Below are 21,827 nucleotides of genomic sequence, written 5' to 3'. Positions count from 1 at the left end.
GTATAGACGTCAATGTGTGTGCTAAAGTAATGAGTCCTGTGGACTATGAAGGGAGAATCTGTGCCAAAAAAGAGTGAGAGCACGGGTACTGGGCTGGAATCCTACGTTGCAAAGCTCATGGGCAACGGCTCAAACAGGACTTCGGTAACCGAGGACGAGATTCAGGTCGCCCTGAAGGATATCGATGTGTCTGACGAGCAGCTCAACGCGGTGTATTCCGCGCTGCGCAACAGCGGCATCCAGATTATCTCCGCGAGCGGAAACGACGACGCCCCCATGGACGTCGACGATGACGATAACGATAGCGATACCGACGATTTCGATGACGACGAGCACGATTCCGGCTCGCTCGACGATCACGAGCTTAAGATGGCCCGTCAGGCCGACGCCGAGATGGGTTCTTCCAAGAGCAAGAAGAAGCGCACCGTGCGAACGTCCCGTTCGCGTTCGCGCGTGCGTGGCATCGATGCCTCCACGGTGATGCTGACCGGCGACCCGGTTCGTATGTACCTTAAGGAGATCGGTAAGGTCGACCTGCTGACCGCTTCCGAAGAGGTCGATCTGGCCATGAAGATCGAGGCCGGTCTCGATGCCACCGAGAAGCTCGAGGCTGCCGAGGCGGGCGAGATCGAGCTCACCCGCGCCGAGATGCGTCGCCTGACCCGTATTGAGAACGTGGGTCTCGAGGCCAAGCAGGCGCTCATCAGCGCCAACCTGCGCCTGGTCGTCTCCATCGCCAAGCGCTATGTCGGTCGCGGCATGCTGTTCCTGGACCTGATCCAGGAGGGCAACCTCGGTCTGATCCGCGCCGTCGAGAAGTTCGACTACCAGAAGGGCTTTAAGTTCTCCACGTACGCCACGTGGTGGATCCGTCAGGCCATCACGCGTGCGATTGCCGACCAGGCCCGTACCATCCGTATTCCCGTGCACATGGTCGAGACCATCAACAAGCTCGTCCGCGTGCAGCGCCAGCTTCTCCAGGACCTGGGTCGCGACCCGACCCCCGAGGAGATCGGTGCCGAGATGGACATGAGTGCCGACCGCGTCCGCGAGATCCAGAAGATTTCGCAGGAGCCCGTGTCGCTCGAGACCCCTATCGGCGAGGAAGAGGATTCCCAGCTGGGCGACTTCATCGAGGACTCCCAGGCTATCGTCCCGCCCGATGCCGCCAGCTTCTCCATGCTGCAGGAGCAGCTCACCCAGGTGCTCGACTCGCTTGCCGATCGTGAGCGCAAGGTTATCGAGCTGCGCTTTGGCCTTGTCGACGGACATCCCCGTACGCTCGAGGAAGTCGGCCGTGAGTTTGGCGTCACGCGCGAGCGCATCCGCCAGATCGAGTCCAAGACCCTGGCCAAGCTCCGCCACCCCAGCCGCTCCAGCAAGCTTAAAGACTATATCGAAAGCTAGTCAAGCAAGAAGCGCCTTCAAGCACATCCGCTTGAGGGCGCTTTCATGTAGTCATCGGGGACGTCTCCAATGACTAGGTCGGAAAAATTCTCAAAAAAGTTCTTGCCCTGAGCTGATTCGTCCGTATAATTAACTTCGTTGCTTGAGAGCACGTACCTATTCCTCGGTAGCTCAATGGTAGAGCACGCGGCTGTTAACCGCGCTGTTGTAGGTTCGAGTCCTACCCGGGGAGCCAGAATTTCTCAGCCCATTCTGCTGGGCTTTTAAATTCCTCGGTAGCTCAATGGTAGAGCACGCGGCTGTTAACCGCGCTGTTGTAGGTTCGAGTCCTACCCGGGGAGCCAGAATTTCTCAGCCCATTCTGCTGGGCTTTTAAATTCCTCGGTAGCTCAATGGTAGAGCACGCGGCTGTTAACCGCGCTGTTGTAGGTTCGAGTCCTACCCGGGGAGCCAGGTTGTAAAACCCGTCGCTTATGCGGCGGGTTTTTTCATGCCGCGATCGCCTGGCGCGAACGTTACCGTATCAACATTTCGTGTCGAGGATGTATTCCCGCGACCCACCACCTCAACATGGCGCGCTCGTTGTAGAATAATGCAATGATTGCTCCCACGAGATGGTGCCGTGAGCACCAGATAAGGAGATTCTTGTGTCTGAGACCATTAACGGCAGCCTGAGCGTCTCGAACGACGTTATTGCCGATATTGCCGGTTATGCCGCGATGACGTGCTATGGCGTCGTCGGTATGGCCGAACAGCTCCAGGGCGCCGAGAGCGTGCGCCTGCTTGCCGGTCAGCGCCTCCGCAAGGGCGTGCTTGTCTCCGCCGACGAGAACGGCCTTACGGTCGATCTTCACGTCGTGCTCGAGAATGGCGTCAACATGAAGTCCGTCTGCCACAATCTTTCGAGCTCCGTTGCCTTTACCCTGCAGGAGATCGCCCAGATCGATCCCGCCAGCCTTAAGATCGGCATTCACATCGACGCGCTCAAGAGCCGTCTGAACTAGCATCCGAAAACGGAGATTCAAATACCCATGATTGCAAAGACCATTCGCACCTGTTTTCCGATCGCTGCGGCTGCCGTTTCCGACAAGGCCGAGGAGATCAACAAGCTCAACGTCTTCCCCGTACCCGACGGCGACACCGGCACCAACATGTCGCTCACGCTCGCCTCGGTGACCAAGGAGCTTTCCGCCCTTCCCGCCGATGCCGATATGGAGGCCATCGCCGGCGCCATCACCCACGGCTCCCTGATGGGCGCCCGCGGCAACTCCGGCGTCATCACCTCGCAGATTCTGCGCGGCGTGGCCGAGGGTCTCGTCTCCGCCGATGAGCCCATTACGTCCGCCAACATCGCCTTCGCCTTCCGTCGCGCCGTCAAGGTCGCCTTCCAGGCCGTCCGCAAGCCCATCGAGGGCACAATCCTCACGGTGCTTCGCGATGTCTCGACTAAGGCCGACGAGTGCGAAAAGAAGAAGTTCTCGGCCGAGGACGCGCTCGATGCCATCGTCGTCGAGGCCTACCAGTCCGTCGCCCGCACGCCCGACCTGCTGCCCGTTCTGAAGGAGAACGGTGTGGTCGACTCCGGCGCCTTTGGCTTTGCCATCTTCCTGGAGAACTTTGTTGCCGCCGCGCTTGGCCGCAGCACCGTTGTCGAGGATTTCTCCGCCACGTTTGATTCCGCTGGCTCTGCCCGCGACGCGGCCCTCGGTCGCGTTGAGATCGAGGCCAACGACGACTGGGAGGGCTCGGAGTTCCGCTACTGCAACGAGTTCCTCTTTAAGGCCGACGCCCCGTTTGACGAGGACGAGTGCCTTAAGTTCCTGGGCTCCATGGGCGACTGCGAGCTGCTCGTGGGTGCCTACCCCGACTACAAGATTCACGTGCACTCCAACACCCCCAACCTGGTGCTCGAGCACATGCTGCAGCTCGGTCAGATCTACGAGGTCTTTATCCATAACATGGAGATGGAGGCCCACGACCGTACCGCTAAGATTCACGAGGACCAGGAAAAGGCCGCCGAGCCCGCCAAGGCGTTGGGTTTTGTCGCCGTTGCCGCCGGTTCGGGCGAGGCCGACATCCTCAAGTCTCTTGGCGTTGACGTGATCGTTTCGGGTGGCCAGACCATGAACCCCTCGACCGCCGACCTGCTGGGCGCGGTGGACCAGGTCAACGCGACCTCGGTCATCATCCTGCCCAATAACGGCAACATCCGTATGGCTGCCGAGGCTGCCGCTTCTGCCTGCACCGACAAGAAGGTCGCCGTCGTTCCCACCAAGACCGTCCCGCAGGCGTTCTCCGCGCTGTTCGCAGTCCTGCCCGATTCCGAGCTCGAGGACGCCGTTGCCGCCATGGTCGACGCCATCAGCGAGGTTCGCGATGGCGAAGTCACCCGTGCCGTGCGCGATTCCAGCGCCTCTGACGGCTCTCCGATTCACTCCGGTGACGTCATGGGTATCATTGCCGGCTCCATCGACGTGGTCGGCTCCGATGTGAAGCAGGTCACGCTCGACTGCATCAACCGCATGCAGGAGGAAGAGGAGGGCGACGCGCTGACGATTCTGGCCGGCGAGGAGCTGTCCGATGAGGCCTTCCAGGAGATCGTCGACGCCATCGAGGAGGCTCAGCCCGACCTGGAGATCGACGCCCATCGTGGCGAGCAGCCGCTCTATCCCGTGATCTTCTCGATCGAGTAGGCATCTGCCCATGTCCGAGCTGTGCTCCGTGCCGCGCGTCTCGGAGCGCTTTGCCCAGAGCAATGCGCTCGACGAGGATATCGCGCGACTCAAATATGTTTCGGGTAAACGTGAGGAGGCCCTTCGCCGTCTGGGAATTCGGACGGTGGGGGACCTCCTTCTCCATATCCCTCATCGATATCTCGACTTTACGCGCTCCTGGTCCATCGAGATGGCGCCCATCGGTACCGTTTGCACGATTGTCGCCACGGTCGATCGTATCGTTCAAAAGCAGCCTCGCCCGCGTATGCAGGTGACCGAGGTCTCGCTGGTGGACGAGACGGGCGTGCTGCAAGTCGCCTTTTTCCGTCAGCCCTGGATTGCCCAGCAATTTAAGCAGGGCGACCGCCTGGCCGTGATGGGTAAGGTCGAGTTTGCCTACGGCTTTAAGCAGATGGCCTCTCCGCATTTCGAAAAGCTCGAGGAAGGACGTGCCGCGGGTACTATCCTGCCGGTCCATTACGTGAGCGATGGCGTGAGCCAGGCATGGATGCGCCGCATCGTAAGCGGCGCGCTCGAGGTTGTCGGCAATCCCTTCGACCCGATTCCCGCCCGCTTACGCGCCAAGCGCCGCCTGATGAGCAATGCCCGCGCGCTGCGCTCAATTCACTTTCCCTCGAGCATGGCCGAGCGCGATATCGCGCGTGAACGGCTTGCCTATGAGGAGTGCCTCTACCTGCAGCTGGCGCTGCGCCTGCGCAACGACGGCGGCTTGGTCGAAGTCGCTCCCTACGCCCATACCGCGGGCGAGCACCTGGCGGCGCTCAGGGAAGCCCTGCCGTTTTCGCTGAGCGACGAGCAGGAGGGCGCGTTCCAAGACATCCTGCACGATATGTGTGATGGCGGGCGCGTGATGAACCGCCTGCTTCTGGGCGACGTCGGTACCGGCAAGACGGCCGTCGCCGCCTGCGCGCTGGCTGTCGCGGCCGATTCGGCCACCCAGTCCTGCGTTATGGCGCCAACGGGCGTGCTGGCGCGCCAATATGCCGATAAGACCGGCCCCTTGCTCTCGCAGGCTGGTATGTCCTGGGCGCTCCTGACGGGTGCCACGCCGGCGGCCGAGCGCGAGCGGATCCATGCGCAGTTGGAATCGGGCGAGCTCGACGTGCTCTTTGGAACCCACGCAGTCCTTTCGGATGACGTGGCGTTTAAGCACCTGTCGCTTGTCGTCATCGACGAGCAGCACCGCTTCGGTGTGGGCCAGCGCAATGCCCTGCGTGCCAAGGGGCCGGGTGCCGACCTGCTCGTTATGACGGCCACGCCGATCCCACGCACGTTGGCGCTCTCGGTCTACGGCGACCTGGACACGAGCATCATCCGCCATCGGCCTGTTCCGGGGGCGGGCGTTACGACGCGCGTGCTTACCGAGTCGAGCCGCGACCTTGCCTACGGCGCAATTCGCGAGGCTCACGAAAAGGGCCAGCAGGCTTACGTGATCTGCCCGCTTGTGGAGCCGAGTGACTCGACCGATGAGCTGGAAGACGTACCCGGTATCGCCCGCGACGACGAGGGCCGCGTGACCGTGCCTGTACCGCTGCACGATACGGCAACCGAGCTCGAACGACTGCGTCTGGCCCTGCCGGGACTTACCATTGAGCGCCTTCACGGCCGCATGCCGGCGGGGGAGAAGGACCGCGTGATCGATGCCTTCAAGCACGGCGAGATCGATGTGCTCGTCTCGACCACGGTGGTCGAGGTAGGCGTCGACGTGCCCAACGCCACCGTCATGGTCATCGAGAACGGTGAGCGCTTTGGCTTGGCGGCCCTGCACCAACTGCGCGGTCGCGTGGGCCGCGGCAGCGTGTCGGGCACTTGCCTGGTCATGACGCACTCCAAGGGCAACGGTGGCGCGTCGGCGGCACAAGACCGTCTCCAGTCGCTCGAAAAGACCTCTGACGGCTTTGCGCTCGCCCAGATGGACCTGCGCCTGCGCCACGAGGGCGAGATCCTGGGCTATCGCCAGCACGGCGGCGTGACCCTGCGCTTTGTGGACCTGGACGCCGACGAGGATCTTATCGAATGGGCCCATTTGGACGCGGTCGAGCTCTTGCGGTATGCTTGCAACCTTGACTCCGTGGCGACGCGCCCCTTGCGCGACGCGGTCGCCATGCGTTATCGACATATCTTTAAGGAGGTCAGCGGAGGATGAGAATCATCGGCGGTGAATGGCGCGGCCGCAAGATCGAAGAGCCGCGTGGGCGCGATGTCACCCGTCCCACGACCGATCGCGTGCGCGAGGCATGCGCGTCCATGGTCATGTCGGCGTTCGACTTCGATCTGGACGAGGTCCGCGTGCTGGACGCCTTTGGCGGCTCCGGCGCCCTGGGAATCGAGATGCTCTCGCGTGGCGCCCGCTCGCTCACCACGTTCGAGATCGATCGCAATGCCGCCCGTCTGATCACCAAGAATATCGAGTCGCTGTGCCGCGACCGCTCGCGTTGGCGTGTCGTTACCGGCGATGTGCTGGCGAGCGCCTCGCGCGGCCGTGTGCCGGGTGGTCCCTTTGACCTGATCTTGCTCGACCCGCCCTATGCCTTTGGCGCCGAGCCGGTCGAGGAGCTGCTGCAAAATCTTTCCCAGCAGGGACTGCTGGCGCCCGGGGCCTTTGCCCTTTTTGAGCATGCCGCAGCCGATGCAGGTGCTCATCCGGCTTGTTTTAAGACCGTGCGAGAGAAGCGCTACGGCATTACCTCGGTTGACTTGCTGCACTGGGTGGTCGAGGACGAGAACGACCATGCTGACGAGAACGAAAATGACGAGGATGTGCCTTCGGAGGACACCCATGAATGACACCATCAACCGCGTAATCGTCCCGGGCACCTTCGATCCCATCACTTTTGGCCACATTGACGTGATTCGCCGAGCCCGCCGCATCTTTCCCAGCGTGATTGTCGCCGTGGCCGAATCACAGGGTAAAAACGGCGTGGGCACCACCTTTATGCTCGACGAGCGCGTGGCGCTGGCCCGCGAGGCCCTCGGCGATTTGGACGGCATCGAGGTACTGCCTTTCACCGGCCTGCTGGTCGACTTTGCACGTGAGCAGGGGGCGGGTGCCGTCGTTAAGGGTCTGCGCGCCATGACCGACTTTGAGTACGAACTGCAGCAGGCCGACCTTAACTACCGCCTGGATAACGAGCTGGAGTCTATCTTTGTCATGAGTGCTCCGCAGTACGGCTACATCTCGAGTTCGGTGGTGCGCCAGATCGCGTCGCTTGGCAGCGACGTGTCGACGTTTGTGCCGCCCAACGTGGTCGAAGCGCTCAAACATCGCTTTTCGTGACGTTTTTTATTGCCTGGTGGCATGTGGTAAACTAACACGATGATATGTTACCTATGAAAGGAGACCGGATGCCGGGCGAGAATTTTCCTGGCGACAGGATTGTGAGTCTTGTCGACGAGCTCGAGGGGCTCATCGAAGAGGCTAAGACGCCGTTCGGCAAGAACGCCCAGATGAAGGTTATCGACGCCGACGTCTTCTTTAACATCCTCGATGAGATCCGCATGAGCTATCCCGAGGAGTGGCAGAAGTCCCGCCGTATCCTCAAAGAGCGCGAGGAGCTTATGGCTTCTGCCGCCGCTCAGGCCGATTCCATCATTGCCGATGCTCAGCAGCAGGCGCTCACCATTGCCGGTGAGCAGGAGATCGTTCGCCTAGCCCAGCAGCAGGCCGACGACATCCGCGACCGTGCCCAGCAGTACGAGCGCGAGACGCGCTATGCCGCCGAGGATTACGCCGAGCAGGTCTTTACGCACCTCGAGGAGAACCTTAAGAGCCTGACCGGCACCGTCACCCGTTGCCGTCAGCAGCTCAATGAGGGTGCCGCCCAGCAGAACGGTCAGTGGTAATGGCTGAGTTCCCGAGCGTTACCGTCGATCTTTCCGAGCAGCTCGAGTTTCCTGGAGACTCATATCCGCTGACCGGCAAGGTCGATGTCGCCGCCTACACGGTGGGCGAAAAGGAGTACCAGCTGCAGGACGGCATTTCCTACGACGTGGTCTTTACCAACGCCGGTACCGGTGTTCTGCTTTCGGGCATGGTCCGCGCTCACGCCACCGGCGAGTGCGATCGCTGCCTGGAGCCCGCATCGTTTGATATTGCAGGCGAGATCGAGGAGTTCTACCTCTTTAACGAGCCCGAGGACCCCGAGGCCTACGAAGACGGCTACGAGTTGCTGGGCGAGGATCGCATTGTCGATCTGGGCGAGCCCATCAACGACGCGGTCGTCATGGACACGCCGTTCGTTGTCCTGTGCAAGCCCGATTGCCGCGGCCTTTGCCCCACCTGCGGCATCAATCTCAACGTCGAGCAATGCGATTGCGCCGCCCAGGCAGAGGCCGAATGGGCCGCTGCCACGGAAAATCCATTTGCAGCATTGAAGAATCTCAAGCTTGACGAGTAAAACTGTGGTAGTATCGCTACTTGCGCGTAATCGCCACACTGGATAGTTCATAAGGAAGGTCACTATGCCCGTACCTAAACAAAAGCAGGGTCGTATCCGCACCCATACCCGTCGTTCCGCCAACATGAAGATCTCGGCTGCGGCTCAGTCCACGTGCCCCCGTTGCGGCGCTGTTAAGCTCCCGCACCACGTGTGCCCCAGCTGCGGTTTCTACAAGGACCGCGAGGTTATCGTTACCGAGTAACTGTATACTCTGGATGCGATGCCGTTCCAACTGGAACCACAATGGCCGGCTCAATGAGTCGGCCATTTTTGTATAAGGAGCATATGAAATGAGTAACGTTCGCGTTTGTGTAGACGTTGTGGGCGGAGACGAGAAGCCCCAGGTCGTTCTCGATGGTATCGAGGCTGCGCTTGCGGCAGATCCCGAGATCGAGGTCCTGGCCGTCGGTCCCGCCGAAATCGTCAATCCCTTTGCCGCAGCGCATGCCCGCGTGGAGGCTCTGGAGGCCCCCGATGTCATCAGCATGGAGGACGATCCCATCCGCGCCGTGATGACTAAGCGCAAGTCCTCGATCGTGCTTGCATGCCGTGCCATTAAGAAGGGCAATGCGGACGCGTTTTTCTCGGCCGGCTCGACCGGTGCTATGACCGCTGCCGCCACGGCCTACGTCACGCCGTTTAGGTATTTGGCAGAGGGCAAGAAGCAGCCGGTCCGTCCGTGCTTGACCAACGCACTGCCCAATCGTGCCGGTGGCCTGACGGTGCTGTGCGATATGGGCGCCAATCCCGATGTCACGGTGGACGATATGGTGCGCTTCGCCCAGATGGGTGCTGCCTATGCCCGCGTGGTTTTGGGTATCGAGCATCCTCGCGTGGGCCTGCTTGCCAACGGCACCGAGGACGAGAAGGGCTCCAACTTCACCAAGTCGTGCTTCCCGGCCATGAAGGCCGCTGTTCCCGGCTTTGTGGGCAACTGCGAGGGCACCGATCTTACGTCGGGTAATTTTGACGTCGTGGTCGCCGACGGCATGTCGGGCAACATCGCGCTCAAGGCCACCGAGGGCGCTGCCAAGTTTTTGCTTCAGGAGCTCAAGGGTGCCTTTATGTCCTCGCTCGGCACCAAGATCGCCGCGCTGCTCATCAAAAAGCAAATGCGCCAGATTAAGGCTAAGCTTTCGGGCGATGCCAAGGGCGGTGCGATCCTGCTGGGCCTGCGCGGCGTCGTGTTGATCGGCCACGGTGCTACGTCAGTCGAGGCCGTCAAGAACGGTACGCTTGCCGCGGCTCAGGCCGTGCGCGCCGGGCTTGTCCAGGACGTTGCCAATTCCATGGACGGTATCGTTTTGTAAGAGCCCCGTTACGTGGCTCAACCTGTACCGTGTGGGGTAGAATCGGAGCCGTATTGCAACGCGGCTTCGATTGCCGTGTTGTGTTGTGTTCCATGACATACGAGAGGAAGCGCTATGGACCGCTCCGAAATCTTCGATAAGATCGCCGAAATTGCCGCTGACGTGCTGGGCGTCGATGTCGCCGACATTAGCGACGAGACCACTTTTGACGATCTCGATGCCGATTCGCTCGAGCGTCTGCAGCTGGTGACGGCCATCGAGGACGAGTTCGACCTCGAAATCGATGACGAGACCCTGCTGTCGCTCAACTCTGTCGCCGACGCCGTCGACGCGATCGAAAACGCCAAGGAGGCCTAAGTCTTGGCTTTGTCTGAACGACTCACGCGCGCCCAGGAGATTCTGGGCCATGAGTTCAATAACAAGGTGCTGCTGCGCGCGGCGCTCACACATCCCTCGGCCGTCGAGGGCCTGCCGGTCTCTGCCAGCTATGAGCGCCTTGAATTTTTGGGCGATTCCATTTTGGGCGCCGTGGTGGCCCGTTCGCTCTTTGAGTCCTATCCCGAGTTTGACGAGGGCAAGCTCACGCGCCTGAAGGTGTCCCTTGTCTCGGGCGCCACGCTGTCCGAGGTGTCGCACGAGCTGGGTATCGACGACATCATCATCTTTGGCGCCTCCGAGACCGGTACCGGCGCGCGCGGCCTGCACTCGGCGCTTGAGAACGTTTACGAGTCGCTCGTGGGCGCGTTGTATCTGGATGCCGGTTGGGATGCGGCGGCGGAGTTCATCCACCGTACGCTTAAGCCGCACCTGGCCACCGAGCGTGCCGAGCACCCCGCGAACCCCAAGTCGTTCTTGCAGGAGTGCGTGCAGGCAGACGGCCACGAGCCTCCCGCGTATAAGCTGGTCGGCTCCGAGGGCCCCGCACATGCGCCCACCTTTACCGCTGTGGTGCTCATCGACGGTATTCGCCAGGGCCGCGGCACCGGTTCCTCCAAGAAGGAGGCCGAGGGGGCCGCTGCTCTCGAGGCGCTCGACCGCATGGGCTACACCACCAACGGCGTGATTCTCAACAAGAAGCCTGTTTAAGCGAGGAACCGTGTATCTCAAGTCCCTCACGCTCAAAGGGTTCAAGTCGTTTGCCGACCGCGCCCATATGTCATTTGAGCCGGGCCTGACCGTCATCGTCGGTCCCAACGGCTCGGGAAAATCGAACATCTCCGACTCGATTCTGTGGGTCCTGGGCGAGCAGAGCGCCAAGCAGCTGCGCGGTCAGGCCATGGAGGACGTCATCTTCTCGGGCTCGTCCGCGCGCAAGCCGGTGGGTGTCGCCGAGGTCACGCTGGTGCTCGATAACTCGGACCATATGCTGCCCGTCGACTTTGACGAGGTCGCCATCACCCGTCGCATGTACCGCTCGGGCGAAAGCGAGTACCTCATCAACTCGAGCCCGTGCCGCCTGATGGACATTCAGGACATCCTGCACGATTCGGGCCTGGGCAAGGATACGCATTCCATCATCAGCCAAGGCAAGCTCGATGCCATTTTGCAGAGCCGCCCCGAGGAGCGCCGCGCCCTGATCGAGGAGGCTGCCGGCATCTCCAAGCACAAGCGCCGCAAGGAGCGTGCACTCAAAAAGATTAAATCGATGGACGAGCACCTGACGCGTGCCCGCGACATCAATAAGGAAATTGCCCGTCAGCTGCGACCGCTGGAGCGTCAGGTCGATCGCGCGCGCAAGTATAAAGAGCTGTCCTCGCGCGCGAACGAGCTTACGCAGATGCTGGCCGTCGACGAGCTGCGTTCGCTGCAGTCGCAGTGGAACGACTTGGAGAGCCGCTCCAAGGAAGGTGCCGCCGAGCTGGAGCTTGCGCAGTACCGCTTGGGCGAAAAGGAACGCGAGCTCGAGAAGCTCCAGGTCATGCTCGAGGAAAAGGGCCTGTTTGTGGGCGATCTGGGCGAGCAGCGCCGCCATATGCAAGACGTGGTCGGCCGCATTAACTCCGATATGCGCCTGCTCGAGGAAAAGGGCCACAACATGGTGTCGCGCCTGTCCGACATGCGCGGCCAGATCTCGAGCTCCGAGCATCTGCGTCGTCGCGTGGTAGAGGAGCTCGAGGACGCGCGTGCGCAGCTTGAGGAAGTGACCGGCGCGCACATGCAGGCCCAGGAGGACGTTGACGCCGCCGGACCTGCCGCCGCCGAGCTCCACGAGCGGCGCGTGACGCTCGACAATCAGATTTCGCAGCTTACGCGTGAGCAACGCGATGTGCAGCGTGTGGCCGATAACGCGGCGCTCGAACTCGCCAAGGTGAAGGACTCGCTGAGCAACGCCGAGGTCGAGGACAACATGTATGCCTCGCGCCTGGAGCAGATCGATGACCAGCTCGAGGAAGTCACGGCCTCACTCGAGAGCCGTCGCGACCGCGCCGAGGAGCTTGAGGGTGCACTCGATCAGGCCCGTCAAGCCCAGATTGATGCGCGCGAGGCTACCGAGGTCGCCCGTGCAGCCCTTAAGGACTTGCGTGCCCGCGAGAGCGAGGCGCGCAACAAACTGTCCGAGGTGCGCTCGGAGCTTGCTAGCCAAAAGAAACTCGATGCCCGCATGGCCGACAGCTCGCCGCTCGTGAGCTGTCTGGTGGGTGTACTGGGCGACGATGTCTCGGGTCGTCTGGGCGACGTGCTCGAGGCCCCTCGTGAGCTCGAGGGCCTGGTGGAGCAGCTGCTTGCCGGCGATATCGATGCGCTGCTGTTCGACGATACGTCCGCGCTTGAGCGTGCCGGTCGTGCCGCTCTGGACCAGAAGAAGGCCTCGGGCGAGGCGCTGCTGGTGGCGCGCGGTGCGAGCGCCTCTGCTGCCGCTAAGGGCGCTGCCGGTTCCCGCCTGGTCGATCGCCTGTCCGTACGCGCCGGCTATGGCCCGGTTGTCGAGGCGCTGCTCGGCGGCTATTACGTTGTCGACGACTTGGCGGCTGCGCTGTCGGCGCCGGTCGTTGACGGCGTGACTTACGTGACCCCCGATGGCGCCCGCGTCGCCTGCGGCGGCCTGGTGCGTGTGGGGCTCGACGCCGGCGAGGCTTCGGGTGCTTTGGAGCGCAAGCGTCGCATTCGCGAGCTGGAGGGCCTGGAACCCGATCTGGCTGCTGTGTTTGATCATGTGTCGGATCAGGTCGTCGAGGCCAATGCGGCCGTCGAAGAGGCGCGTGCCGCTGAGGGCGATGCCGCCGGCGAGATCGCCCGTCTTGAGGGCGAGCGCCGCTCGCTGCTCTCCGAGATTGGCCGTCTGGAGCAAAGCGCCAACAACGCCGAGGTCGAGCGCGTGCGCATCTCCAAGCGCCGCGAGCAGGCCGCCGAGGCCGTTCGCGCTGCGCGTCCGCGCGTGGACGAGCTCACCCGCTCGCGTGACGAGGCCCGAGCGCAGGCAAGCGATCTTGGCCTTCAGATTGCCGAAGCCAACGACGAACTCGACCGCGTTCGCCGTGACGATTCCGAGGCCGCCGGCAAGCTCGCCGATGCCAAGGTCCGCCTGGCCCAGACGAGCGAGCGCCTTCGTTCTCTGAAGGGCCGAGCACCCGATCTGGAGCATCGCCTGGAGGGCATCGACCGCCGTATCCGCGGAACACGCCAGGCCTCGCGCTCACTCGAGCTGCTGCGCCTGCGCGTCGATCCCATGCACGAGCGCTATTCGGCCCTGCTGGAGCGCGCGTCGGATTGGGCAGCGCGTCTGCGTGACCAGGCCTCTCTGGAGGAGGCGGACTCCGCTTCGCTCAAGAAGACCATCGAGGATGCCAAGGCAGAGGTTGCCCGCGCTAAGGAGAAGGTCGATACCGCCACCGCCACGCAAAACGAATTTAAGGTCGCGCGTGGCAAGCTCGAGGTGCAGGTAGAGGCCGCCATTAAGGCCATTACCGCCGATGGCAACACGGTACTCGAGGAAGCGCTTATGCTTCCTGCGCCCACGGACCGCGACGCCGCCGAGCGCGAGCTCAACCAGCTTGTGCGCCAGATCAACAACCTTGGTCCCGTGAACCAAGTTGCCATGGAGGAGTACGAGCAGCTCAAGCGCCGCGCTGACTACATCGAGGAGCAGCTGGCCGATCTGGAGAGCGCGCGTAAGGCGCTCACCAAGATCACGGTGGCCATTGATCGCAAGATGCGCAAGGCGTTTCTGGTGACGTTTGAGAAGGTCGACGCGAACTTCCGCGAGATCTTCGCTATGCTGTTCCCGGGTGGCCAGGCTCATCTGGAGATGACCGATCCCGAGCATCCGGCCGAGACGGGTATCGAGGTCGTGGCGCAGCCGCGCGGCAAGCGCATCACCAAGATGATGCTCATGTCGGGTGGCGAGAAGAGCCTGACGGCGCTCGCCCTGCTCTTTGCCGTGTATCGCACGCGCACGGTGCCGTTCTATGTGCTGGACGAGGTCGAGGCCGCGCTCGACGACGCCAACCTGTCCAAGCTCATCGGCGCCCTCGATGTGCTGCGTTCCGATACGCAGCTCTTGGTAATCTCGCATCAGCGCCGTACTATGGAGGATGCTGACGTTCTCTACGGTGTCTCGATGCAAGCCGACGGCGTCAGTCGCGTCGTCTCGCAAAAACTCGATCGCGAAACCGGAAAGGTCGTGAATGCATAATGGGATTCTTTGACGCTCTCTCGCGCGGACTTGAGCGCAGCCGCGAGGCCCTCAACGAGGTCTTCTACTTTGGCGGCGAGGTCGACGAGGACTTTTGGGAGGACCTTGAGGACACCCTCGTTATGGGTGACATGGGTGCCGAGGTCGCCATTCAGGTCTCCGATGACCTGCGCGATGCCGCAGCCAAGAAGAACCTCAAGACCGCTCCGCAGCTTCGCCGCGCTCTGGCCGAGCAGCTTGAGCAGCACTTTGTGCCCATCGAGCGCGATCCGTTCTCCGATACGCCGAGCTGCGTGCTGTTTGTGGGCATCAACGGTGCCGGCAAGACCACGACGGTCGGCAAGATTGCGAGCGCCATGGCTTCCCGCGGCAAGAATGTCGTGATCGGTTCGGCCGATACCTTCCGCGCCGCCGCCATCGAGCAGCTCGATGTGTGGGGCCAGCGCGCCGGTGTTCCCGTCATCAAGCGCGACCGCGGCTCTGACCCGGCGAGCGTTTGTTACGACGTGCTCGACGAGGCCGACAGGCGCGGCAGCGACCTGGTGCTTATCGACACCGCCGGTCGTCTGCATACGAGCCCCGAGCTCATGCGCGAGCTCGCCAAGGTGGTCAACGTGACGCGTAAGCGCGCCGCCAATATGGCCGCCGGTCCCATGCCGGTCTCGGTCGTGCTTGTGATCGATGCCGCCACCGGCCAGAACGGTCTGAACCAGGCGCTCGAGTTTAACGAGGCGCTGGGCCTGGACGGTATTATCATGACTAAGCTGGACGGCACGGCTAAGGGCGGTATCGCCATGGCCGTGGCCGAGAAGCTCAAGCTCCCGATCCTGCGCATCGGCGTGGGCGAGCAGGTCGATGACCTGCAGGAGTTTAACGCCAAAGATTTCTGCCGCGCCCTGGTGGGCGAGTCCAACTAAGGAGTGACTAGTGTTTGATTCTCTGAGCGATCGCCTCAATGACACATTTGACCGCCTGCGTGGCAAGGGTAAGCTGACCGAGGCCGACATCACCTCGGCCATGCGCGACATTCGCATGGCGTTGCTCGAGGCCGACGTCAACTTTAAGGTTGTCAAGGAGTTCGTCGCCAAGACCAAGGAGCGCTGCATGACCGCCGAGGTCATGGAGTCGCTGTCGCCGGCGCAAAACGTCGTCAAGATCGTGCTCGACGAGCTTACCGAGATGCTCGGCTCCACCGAGAGTAAGCTCGTTTTTAGTAACCGCATTCCTAATGTCATCATGCTCGTGGGCCTGCAGGGCTCCGGTAAGACCACGGCGGCCGTAAAGCTGGCCTACCTGCTCAAGAAGCAGGGCCGCTCGCCGCTGCTCGCCGCGTGCGACGTCTACCGTCCCGCCGCAGCCGACCAGCTAGCCACGCTTGGCGGAGAGATCGGCGTGCCGGTCTTCCGCGGCGACGGTGCACACCCGGTCGACATCGCCAAGGGCGCTATTCAGGAGGCCGTCGACCACCTGCGTGACGTGGTCATCGTCGATACCGCCGGTCGTTTGCAGATCGACGAGCAGATGATGCAGGAAGCCGTGGACATCAAGAAGGCCGTCAAGCCCGATCAGGTGCTGATGGTCGTCGATGCCATGACCGGCCAGGATATCGTCAACGTCGTCTCGACCTTCGCCGAGCGCACCGACTTTGACGGCGTGATCATCTCCAAGCTCGACGGCGATGCCCGTGGTGGCGGCGCGCTTTCCGTGCGCCAGGTGACCGGCAAGCCCATCAAGTTCGTGAGCATGGGCGAGAAGCCCGATTCGCTGGAGCCGTTCTACCCCGACCGTATGGCCAAGCGAATCTTGGGCATGGGCGACGTCGTCGGCATCATCGAGAAGGCCCAGGAGGCCGCCGATGCCGAGCAGCTCGAGGCCGCCGAGCGCATGCTGCGCGAGGGCTTTACCATGAACGACATGCTCGACCAGATGAAAGCCGTTAAGAAGATGGGCGGCATGAAGGGCATTCTCGGCATGCTCCCCGGTGGCCAGCGCGCGCTCAACCAGATGGGCGGCAACTTGGACGAGGGCATCTTCGACAAGAACGAGGCCATCATTATGTCGATGACCAAGGAGGAACGCCTGCGCCCCTCCATCATCAACGGCCAGCGTCGCGCCCGCATTGCCAAGGGCGCCGGCGTGACCCCCACCGAGGTCAACAGCCTTATGAAGCAGTGGGGCGAGATGAACAAGATGATGGGACGCATGCGCACGATGGCCAATCAGGCGCAGGCCGGCGGCAAGAAGGGCAAAAAGGGCAAGAAGGGCAAGAAGATGCGCATGCCCAATATCCCTGGCCTGGACGCTATGGGTCTGGGCAGCATGGGCGGCCTGGGTACGGGCGGTCCCAAGTCCGATATGGAGCTGCTGCGCCAGATGGAAGCGCAGATGCGTAATAAGAAATAGAGCTGTAATTCCAGCTTGATATGGCAAAGGCCACTCGGAAGCTACCGGGTGGCCTTTGTTGTTGGCTTTGATAGTTGGGCTGCGTTCAGTATCGCGCCCCGAGCTCGCGGTGCCGTGCCGTTAGTGGCAGCCGCAGCCCTCGTGGCCCTCGTGCTCGTGATGGCCGTGGCAGCTGCAGGAATCGCCATGCTCGTGAGTGTGGTCGTGGCCGTGGCCATGGCAGTCGCAGGTGGCCTCGCCGGTCTGCGCGAGCGTGCCGGCAATGAGGGCCTCGACGCAAGCGTCGCAGCTGCCCTGGGCACCTGCGTATACTGTGATGCCGGCTTGGGCAAGCGCGTTGATAGCGCCACCGCCGATGCCGCCGCAGATGAGCGTGTCCACGCCGCCGTTGGCGAGCAGGCCCGCAAGGGCACCGTGGCCGGTGCCGCCGGTGTCCACGACCTGCTCGTTGAGTACCTTGCCATCCTGAATGTCGTAGATCTTGAACTGCTCACTGCGGCCAAAGTGCATAAAGATGTTGCCATTGTCGTACGTGGTTGCCACCCTCATGGTGCCGACCCCCTTTGCTGGCCATGCGGCCGTTGTCGTGGTGATGGGGGAGTACGCGATATTGCCGCCTTCGATGATGAGCGCCCGACCATTGACCAACGCGTTTGCCACCTTGCGATGCGCTCGGCTGCAAATAGCCGCCACCGTGGCGCGCGCGATGCCCATGTGCTTTGCGACGGCCTCCTGATTGAGGCCTTCCAGGTCGCACAGGCGCAGCACCTCGAGTTCGTCGACCGTCATGTCGATGGCGTCTCCACTGGCAAGGCCGTCGGGGGTAAAGCCGCGATATTCGGGGATGATCCCAACACGGCGCAATTTCTCGCGTCTTCCTGCCATACGTGCTCCTTATCTGACATATGTCAACAATAGAATAACGAACGTGCAGATTTACGCAAGAGATTTCTGGCATATGTCAGAAAACAAGGGCTTATGTTTGGGCTGTGGGGCCGCGTGCGCCTGGGCTACAATGAATCTCGCTTGTAGGCGACTGACAGGAGGGTCAATGAGCAAGGCTGATCAACAGTTTGTAACCATGTGCCGCGATATTCTGGACCATGGCACCACCACCGAGGGCCAAAAGGTCCGTCCGGTGTGGGAGGACGGCACCCCTGCCTATACCATTAAAAACTTTGGCGTTACGGCACGCTATGACCTGCGTGAGGAGTTTCCGGCGCTTACCCTGCGTCGTACGGCCCTCAAATCTGCCATGGATGAGATCCTATGGATCTATCAAAAGAAGTCCAATAACGTGCATGACCTCAACAGCCATATTTGGGATGAGTGGGCTGACGAGACCGGCTCCATCGGTAAGGCCTACGGGTATCAGATTGGGCAGAAGAGCCATTATGCCGAGGGCGATTTCGACCAGATGGACCGCGTTCTGTACGACCTTAAGAACACGCCGTACAGCCGCCGCATTATGACGAATACCTATGTGTTTAGCGATTTGTCCGAGATGCACCTGTATCCGTGCGCCTACAGCGTGACGTATAACGTGACGCAGCGCCCGCAGGATGACAAACCGACGCTCAACATGATTCTCAACCAGCGCAGCCAGGACATTTTGGCCGCGAACAACTGGAATGTGTGCCAGTACGCCATCTTGCTGATGATGGTCGCGCAATCGGTCGATATGATTCCCGGCGAGCTGCTACATGTGATTGCCGATGCCCACATTTACGACCGTCATGTCGATATCGTCCGCGAGCTTATCGAGCGTCCGCAGTTTGCCGCGCCCAAGGTAACGCTTAACCCCGATGTGCATGACTTCTATGCGTTTACGACCGACGACCTGATCGTCGAGGGTTATGAGCACGGCCCGCAGGTCAAGAACATCCCCATTGCGGTGTAGGTGACGCGCATGACGTGTAAGCTTTCTGCCATTGTCGCCGTGTGCGATGACTGGGGCATTGGGTGCGAGGGCGACATGGTGGTGTCCAATCGCGCCGACATGCGCCATTTTGTGGCGTGCACCAAAGGGTGCCCGGTTATTATGGGACGCAAGACCCTGCTGAGTTTTCCCGGTGGGCGTCCGCTCAAGAACCGCCGCAATATCGTGCTCACGCGTGACGAGAGCTTTGCTGCCGAGGGCGTCGACGTGGTGCATAGCGTCGACGAAGCGCTCGCCGTGGTTGCCGATGAGCCCGTTGCGTGGGTGATCGGCGGTGGCGAGGTGTATCGTCAGTTTTTGCCGTACTGCGTGGAGGCCGAGGTCACGCATAACCACTGCGTCCATCCCGTGGACACGTACTTTCCCGACTTGGACGCCGATCCCGCGTGGGAGATTGCGCGGCGTGGCGGGGTTGCCACGATTGCCTCGGGCGAGGGTGACGAGGGTGTCGATTATGAGTTCGTGACGTATCGTCGCGTTGAGGCATAAATCGCCTGGCGTGAACGGTATCATCGGGTTGATTGAGTGCATGGGGCGGCGCTTAGCGTCGCCTCGTTTGGTATAGATGTGCTGTAAAGAAGGGTGCGGGCTGGCTGCTATGACTGATGCCGTTGAGGTGCTGCGAATCGATTCGCTCGAGGACGAGCGGCTCGATGCCTACGTGCGACTGACCGAGCGTGAGCTTCGCTGCGTGCTGGAGCCGCAGAAGGGCATTTTTATCGCCGAGAGCGCCAAGGTCATCGAGCGTGCGGTTCGCGCCGGATACGAGCCGGTGAGCTTTCTTTTGGGCGAACGCTGGCTCGATCAGATGATGCCGCTGTTTGAGCGCCTGGTTGTGCGCGAGGGCGCGGGTCCGGTTCCTGTGTTCGTTGCCTCCATGGAGCTCATGGAGCAGCTGACGGGTTTTAACGTGACGCGCGGTGCGCTCGCGGCATTCCGTCGTCCACGCCAGATTCCGGTAGCCGAGTTCTTGAGTGGCGTCGTCGAGGCGGCGGGTGAGCGCCCGGTGCGCGTGTGCGTGCTCGAGGGCATTGTCGACCACACCAATGTCGGCGCGATTTTCCGCTCGGCGGCTGCGCTGAACGTCGATGGCATTTTGGTGAGCCCCACTTGCTGTGACCCGCTGTACCGTCGCTCGGCCCGCGTGAGCATGGGCACGGTGTTCCAGGTGCCCTGGACGCGCATTGGCAGCGAGGCGCGCGTATGGCCGCATGATGGGCTGGCGGCGCTGCACGATGCCGGCTTTTCGTGTGCCGCCATGGCGTTGACGGATGATTCGGTGTCGCTGGACGATCCCGTGCTGCAGGAGATTGACCGCCTAGCGATCTTTATGGGTACCGAGGGTGCCGGCTTGGGCACCAAGACCATTGCCGGCTGCGACCGAGCCGCGCGCATTCCGATGGCGCACGGGGTCGATTCACTCAACGTTGCCGCTGCGAGTGCCGTCGCCTTTTGGCAACTGTGCCCGCATGTGAGCAACGAGTACCACTACCAGCCGGGGCTGTATCACTAGGCAGATATTTCGCACCGGGCTCTGGTTCGGGACGTTTCGGCCGACGTCGGTCGGTGCTAAGCTGGTTTTGGCTTTCGTTTTAAAGTGCCGTTTTGTTGTTTGACGTACGCTGGTGGGGAGGGCGTGTGGCTAAGAAATCTACGGCTATCGATGTAACGCAGGGCGTTATTTGGCAGCAGCTGCTGTCGCTGTGCGTCCCCATCTTCTTTAGTTCGTTCTTTCAGCAGGCATACACGCTTATCGGTACCTATATCGTCGGTCAGTTTGGCGGCAAGCTCGCGCTGGGTGGCATTCAGGCCACGATGGTGCTTACGGAGCTCTGCATTGGTTTTTGCGTCGGTGTTGGTGCTGGATGTGCCGTTATTACCGGCCAGTTTTTTGGTCAGCACGATGACGAGCGCTTGAGCCGATCGGTCCATACGGCCATGACGCTCGCGCTGGTGGGCGGCATTGTCATTTCCATTCTGGGCATGGTGTTTGTCGAGCCGATGCTTGTGCTGATGAATACACCGCATGAGCTGCTGGCCGAGGGTGTGGCGTATGCCCGTTGCTACTTTGCCGCCATGTTTGCGGCGCTGCTGCTCAATATGGGCACCGCGCTGCTGCGCGCCGTGGGTGATACGCGTGGCCCTGCCGTGATCATTGCCTCCGGCTGCCTCGTGAACGTGGTACTGGATATCATTTTTGTCGCCGTGCTGCATATGGAGGCCCTGGGCTGCGGTATCGCTGTGGCGCTGACCATTTGCTCCAATGCCACGATGATTGTGATTCGCATGATGCGCGCTCCGGGCGCGTGGCGCCTGTCGCTCTCTAAGCTCGGCATCGATCGCGGCATTTGCAAGAGCATGCTTTCGTGCGGTTTGCCGCTTGGTTTTCAATCGGCGGCGTATTCGATCTCCAACGTCTTGATTCAGGTGTCGGTCAACTCGTTTGGAGCCGATGTCACGACCGCTTGGGGTCTTTCCGGTCGCCTGGACGGCATTATCTGGATGGTGACCGAGGCGCTTGGTGTGTCGATTACTACGTTCTCGGCGCAGAACTTTGGTGCGCGCAATTACGATCGCATGCGAAAGGGATACCACACGTCGCTCGTGCTTTCATTTGTGCTTATCGGTGGCCTGTCTGCCGTGCTGCTGGTATTCTCGGGCCCGCTTTCGCGTCTGTTTATCGACGATGCCGCAATTTCGGCCTACACCACGACGATTCTTCATTTCATCGCGCCGTTCTACGCGATCTTCTCGATTATCGAAAACGCGTCCGGCTCCATCCGCGGCGCTGGCGTGAGCTTCCAGCCTATGATGCTCACGATATTCGGCACGGTCGTGCTCCGCGTGGCGTGGGTGTTCGCGATTATGCCGCTCGACCCCTCGCTCGAGCATCTGCTGCTGGTCTACCCCGTAACCTGGGTAATAACCGCCACGATGTTCACCATCTACCACCACAGCGGC

Annotated in this window: 20 protein-coding genes and 3 tRNA genes; 22 read left to right on the top strand and 1 reads right to left on the bottom strand. The window is 61.6% G+C overall.

Going from position 1 to position 21,827, the window contains the following annotated elements; genetic code table 11:
• Positions 1-60 precede the first annotated feature (60 nt).
• From rpoD to ffh, 18 genes are all read left to right on the top strand, one after another.
• Positions 61-1,407 carry an RNA polymerase sigma factor RpoD gene (gene rpoD, locus DW024_RS00625; protein WP_118080532.1) on the top strand — a complete coding sequence of 449 codons (1,347 nt, stop codon included), beginning with the start codon at positions 61-63 and terminating at the stop codon, positions 1,405-1,407.
• Positions 1,408-1,567: 160 nt separating this feature from the next.
• A tRNA-Asn gene (locus DW024_RS00620) sits at positions 1,568-1,642 on the top strand.
• 34 nt (positions 1,643-1,676) lie between these two features.
• Positions 1,677-1,751, top strand: a tRNA-Asn gene (locus DW024_RS00615).
• A 34-nt stretch (positions 1,752-1,785) separates the two neighbouring features.
• Positions 1,786-1,860, top strand: a tRNA-Asn gene (locus tag DW024_RS00610).
• 194 nt (positions 1,861-2,054) lie between these two features.
• Positions 2,055-2,411, top strand: a complete 357-nt coding sequence (locus DW024_RS00605) for an Asp23/Gls24 family envelope stress response protein (protein ID WP_022093773.1) — start codon at positions 2,055-2,057, stop codon at positions 2,409-2,411.
• Positions 2,412-2,438: 27 nt separating this feature from the next.
• On the top strand, positions 2,439-4,100 hold the full coding sequence (locus DW024_RS00600) for a DAK2 domain-containing protein (RefSeq protein WP_006234030.1): 1,662 nt from the start codon (positions 2,439-2,441) through the stop codon (positions 4,098-4,100).
• A gap of 10 nt (positions 4,101-4,110) precedes the next feature.
• The gene (gene recG / locus DW024_RS00595; protein ID WP_118376691.1) at positions 4,111-6,288 is read left to right on the top strand and encodes an ATP-dependent DNA helicase RecG; all 2,178 of its coding nucleotides are present in this window, start codon (positions 4,111-4,113) and stop codon (positions 6,286-6,288) included.
• A complete protein-coding gene (rsmD, locus tag DW024_RS00590; RefSeq protein WP_233541289.1) occupies positions 6,285-6,929 on the top strand; it encodes a 16S rRNA (guanine(966)-N(2))-methyltransferase RsmD in 645 nt (214 codons plus the stop codon). Before recG ends, rsmD begins: the two co-directional genes overlap by 4 nt.
• The gene (gene coaD, locus DW024_RS00585) at positions 6,922-7,419 is read left to right on the top strand and encodes a pantetheine-phosphate adenylyltransferase (protein ID WP_118376690.1); all 498 of its coding nucleotides are present in this window, start codon (positions 6,922-6,924) and stop codon (positions 7,417-7,419) included. Before rsmD ends, coaD begins: the two co-directional genes overlap by 8 nt.
• Before the next feature lie 68 nt (positions 7,420-7,487).
• The gene (locus tag DW024_RS00580; RefSeq protein WP_022094019.1) at positions 7,488-7,985 is read left to right on the top strand and encodes a hypothetical protein; all 498 of its coding nucleotides are present in this window, start codon (positions 7,488-7,490) and stop codon (positions 7,983-7,985) included.
• Positions 7,985-8,539, top strand: a complete 555-nt coding sequence (locus tag DW024_RS00575; RefSeq protein WP_118376689.1) for a DUF177 domain-containing protein — start codon at positions 7,985-7,987, stop codon at positions 8,537-8,539. The genes DW024_RS00580 and DW024_RS00575 overlap by 1 nt, the downstream gene beginning before the upstream one ends.
• 64 nt (positions 8,540-8,603) lie before the next feature.
• Entirely contained in the window at positions 8,604-8,783 is a 180-nt protein-coding gene (gene rpmF / locus DW024_RS00570) for a 50S ribosomal protein L32 (protein ID WP_022094017.1), read from the top strand.
• Positions 8,784-8,871: 88 nt separating this feature from the next.
• On the top strand, positions 8,872-9,891 hold the full coding sequence (gene plsX, locus DW024_RS00565; protein ID WP_118376688.1) for a phosphate acyltransferase PlsX: 1,020 nt from the start codon (positions 8,872-8,874) through the stop codon (positions 9,889-9,891).
• Positions 9,892-10,005: 114 nt separating this feature from the next.
• A complete protein-coding gene (locus tag DW024_RS00560; RefSeq protein WP_022094015.1) occupies positions 10,006-10,248 on the top strand; it encodes an acyl carrier protein in 243 nt (80 codons plus the stop codon).
• A gap of 3 nt (positions 10,249-10,251) precedes the next feature.
• Complete coding sequence (gene rnc, locus DW024_RS00555; RefSeq protein WP_022094014.1) at positions 10,252-10,977, top strand: ribonuclease III; 726 nt, start codon at positions 10,252-10,254, stop codon at positions 10,975-10,977.
• Between the two features lie 10 nt (positions 10,978-10,987).
• A complete protein-coding gene (gene smc, locus DW024_RS00550) occupies positions 10,988-14,524 on the top strand; it encodes a chromosome segregation protein SMC (RefSeq protein ID WP_118376687.1) in 3,537 nt (1,178 codons plus the stop codon).
• The gene (ftsY, locus tag DW024_RS00545; RefSeq protein ID WP_117629291.1) at positions 14,524-15,441 is read left to right on the top strand and encodes a signal recognition particle-docking protein FtsY; all 918 of its coding nucleotides are present in this window, start codon (positions 14,524-14,526) and stop codon (positions 15,439-15,441) included. The genes smc and ftsY overlap by 1 nt, the downstream gene beginning before the upstream one ends.
• Before the next feature lie 10 nt (positions 15,442-15,451).
• On the top strand, positions 15,452-16,927 hold the full coding sequence (gene ffh / locus DW024_RS00540) for a signal recognition particle protein (RefSeq protein WP_117629292.1): 1,476 nt from the start codon (positions 15,452-15,454) through the stop codon (positions 16,925-16,927).
• A 120-nt stretch (positions 16,928-17,047) separates the two neighbouring features.
• On the opposite strand, the gene DW024_RS00535 is transcribed toward ffh, so the two are convergent.
• A complete protein-coding gene (locus DW024_RS00535; RefSeq protein WP_118376686.1) occupies positions 17,048-17,812 on the bottom strand; it encodes a NifB/NifX family molybdenum-iron cluster-binding protein in 765 nt (254 codons plus the stop codon).
• Between the two features lie 166 nt (positions 17,813-17,978).
• Between DW024_RS00535 and thyA the strand changes: the two genes are divergently transcribed.
• The 4 genes from thyA to DW024_RS00515 form a co-directional block, all read left to right on the top strand.
• Entirely contained in the window at positions 17,979-18,827 is an 849-nt protein-coding gene (gene thyA / locus DW024_RS00530) for a thymidylate synthase (RefSeq protein WP_117629294.1), read from the top strand.
• Positions 18,828-18,836: 9 nt separating this feature from the next.
• On the top strand, positions 18,837-19,355 hold the full coding sequence (locus tag DW024_RS00525; protein WP_118376685.1) for a dihydrofolate reductase: 519 nt from the start codon (positions 18,837-18,839) through the stop codon (positions 19,353-19,355).
• Between the two features lie 109 nt (positions 19,356-19,464).
• A complete protein-coding gene (locus DW024_RS00520) occupies positions 19,465-20,379 on the top strand; it encodes an RNA methyltransferase (RefSeq protein ID WP_117798127.1) in 915 nt (304 codons plus the stop codon).
• A 125-nt stretch (positions 20,380-20,504) separates the two neighbouring features.
• On the top strand, positions 20,505-21,827 hold a 1,323-nt coding region (locus DW024_RS00515; RefSeq protein ID WP_233541288.1), incomplete at its 3' end, for an MATE family efflux transporter.

The organism is Collinsella sp. AF37-9 (assembly GCF_003475115.1).
GTDB lineage: Bacteria > Actinomycetota > Coriobacteriia > Coriobacteriales > Coriobacteriaceae > Collinsella.
The sequence above is the reverse complement of the archived record's forward strand: the minus strand, read 5'-3'. Positions and strand labels throughout refer to the sequence as shown.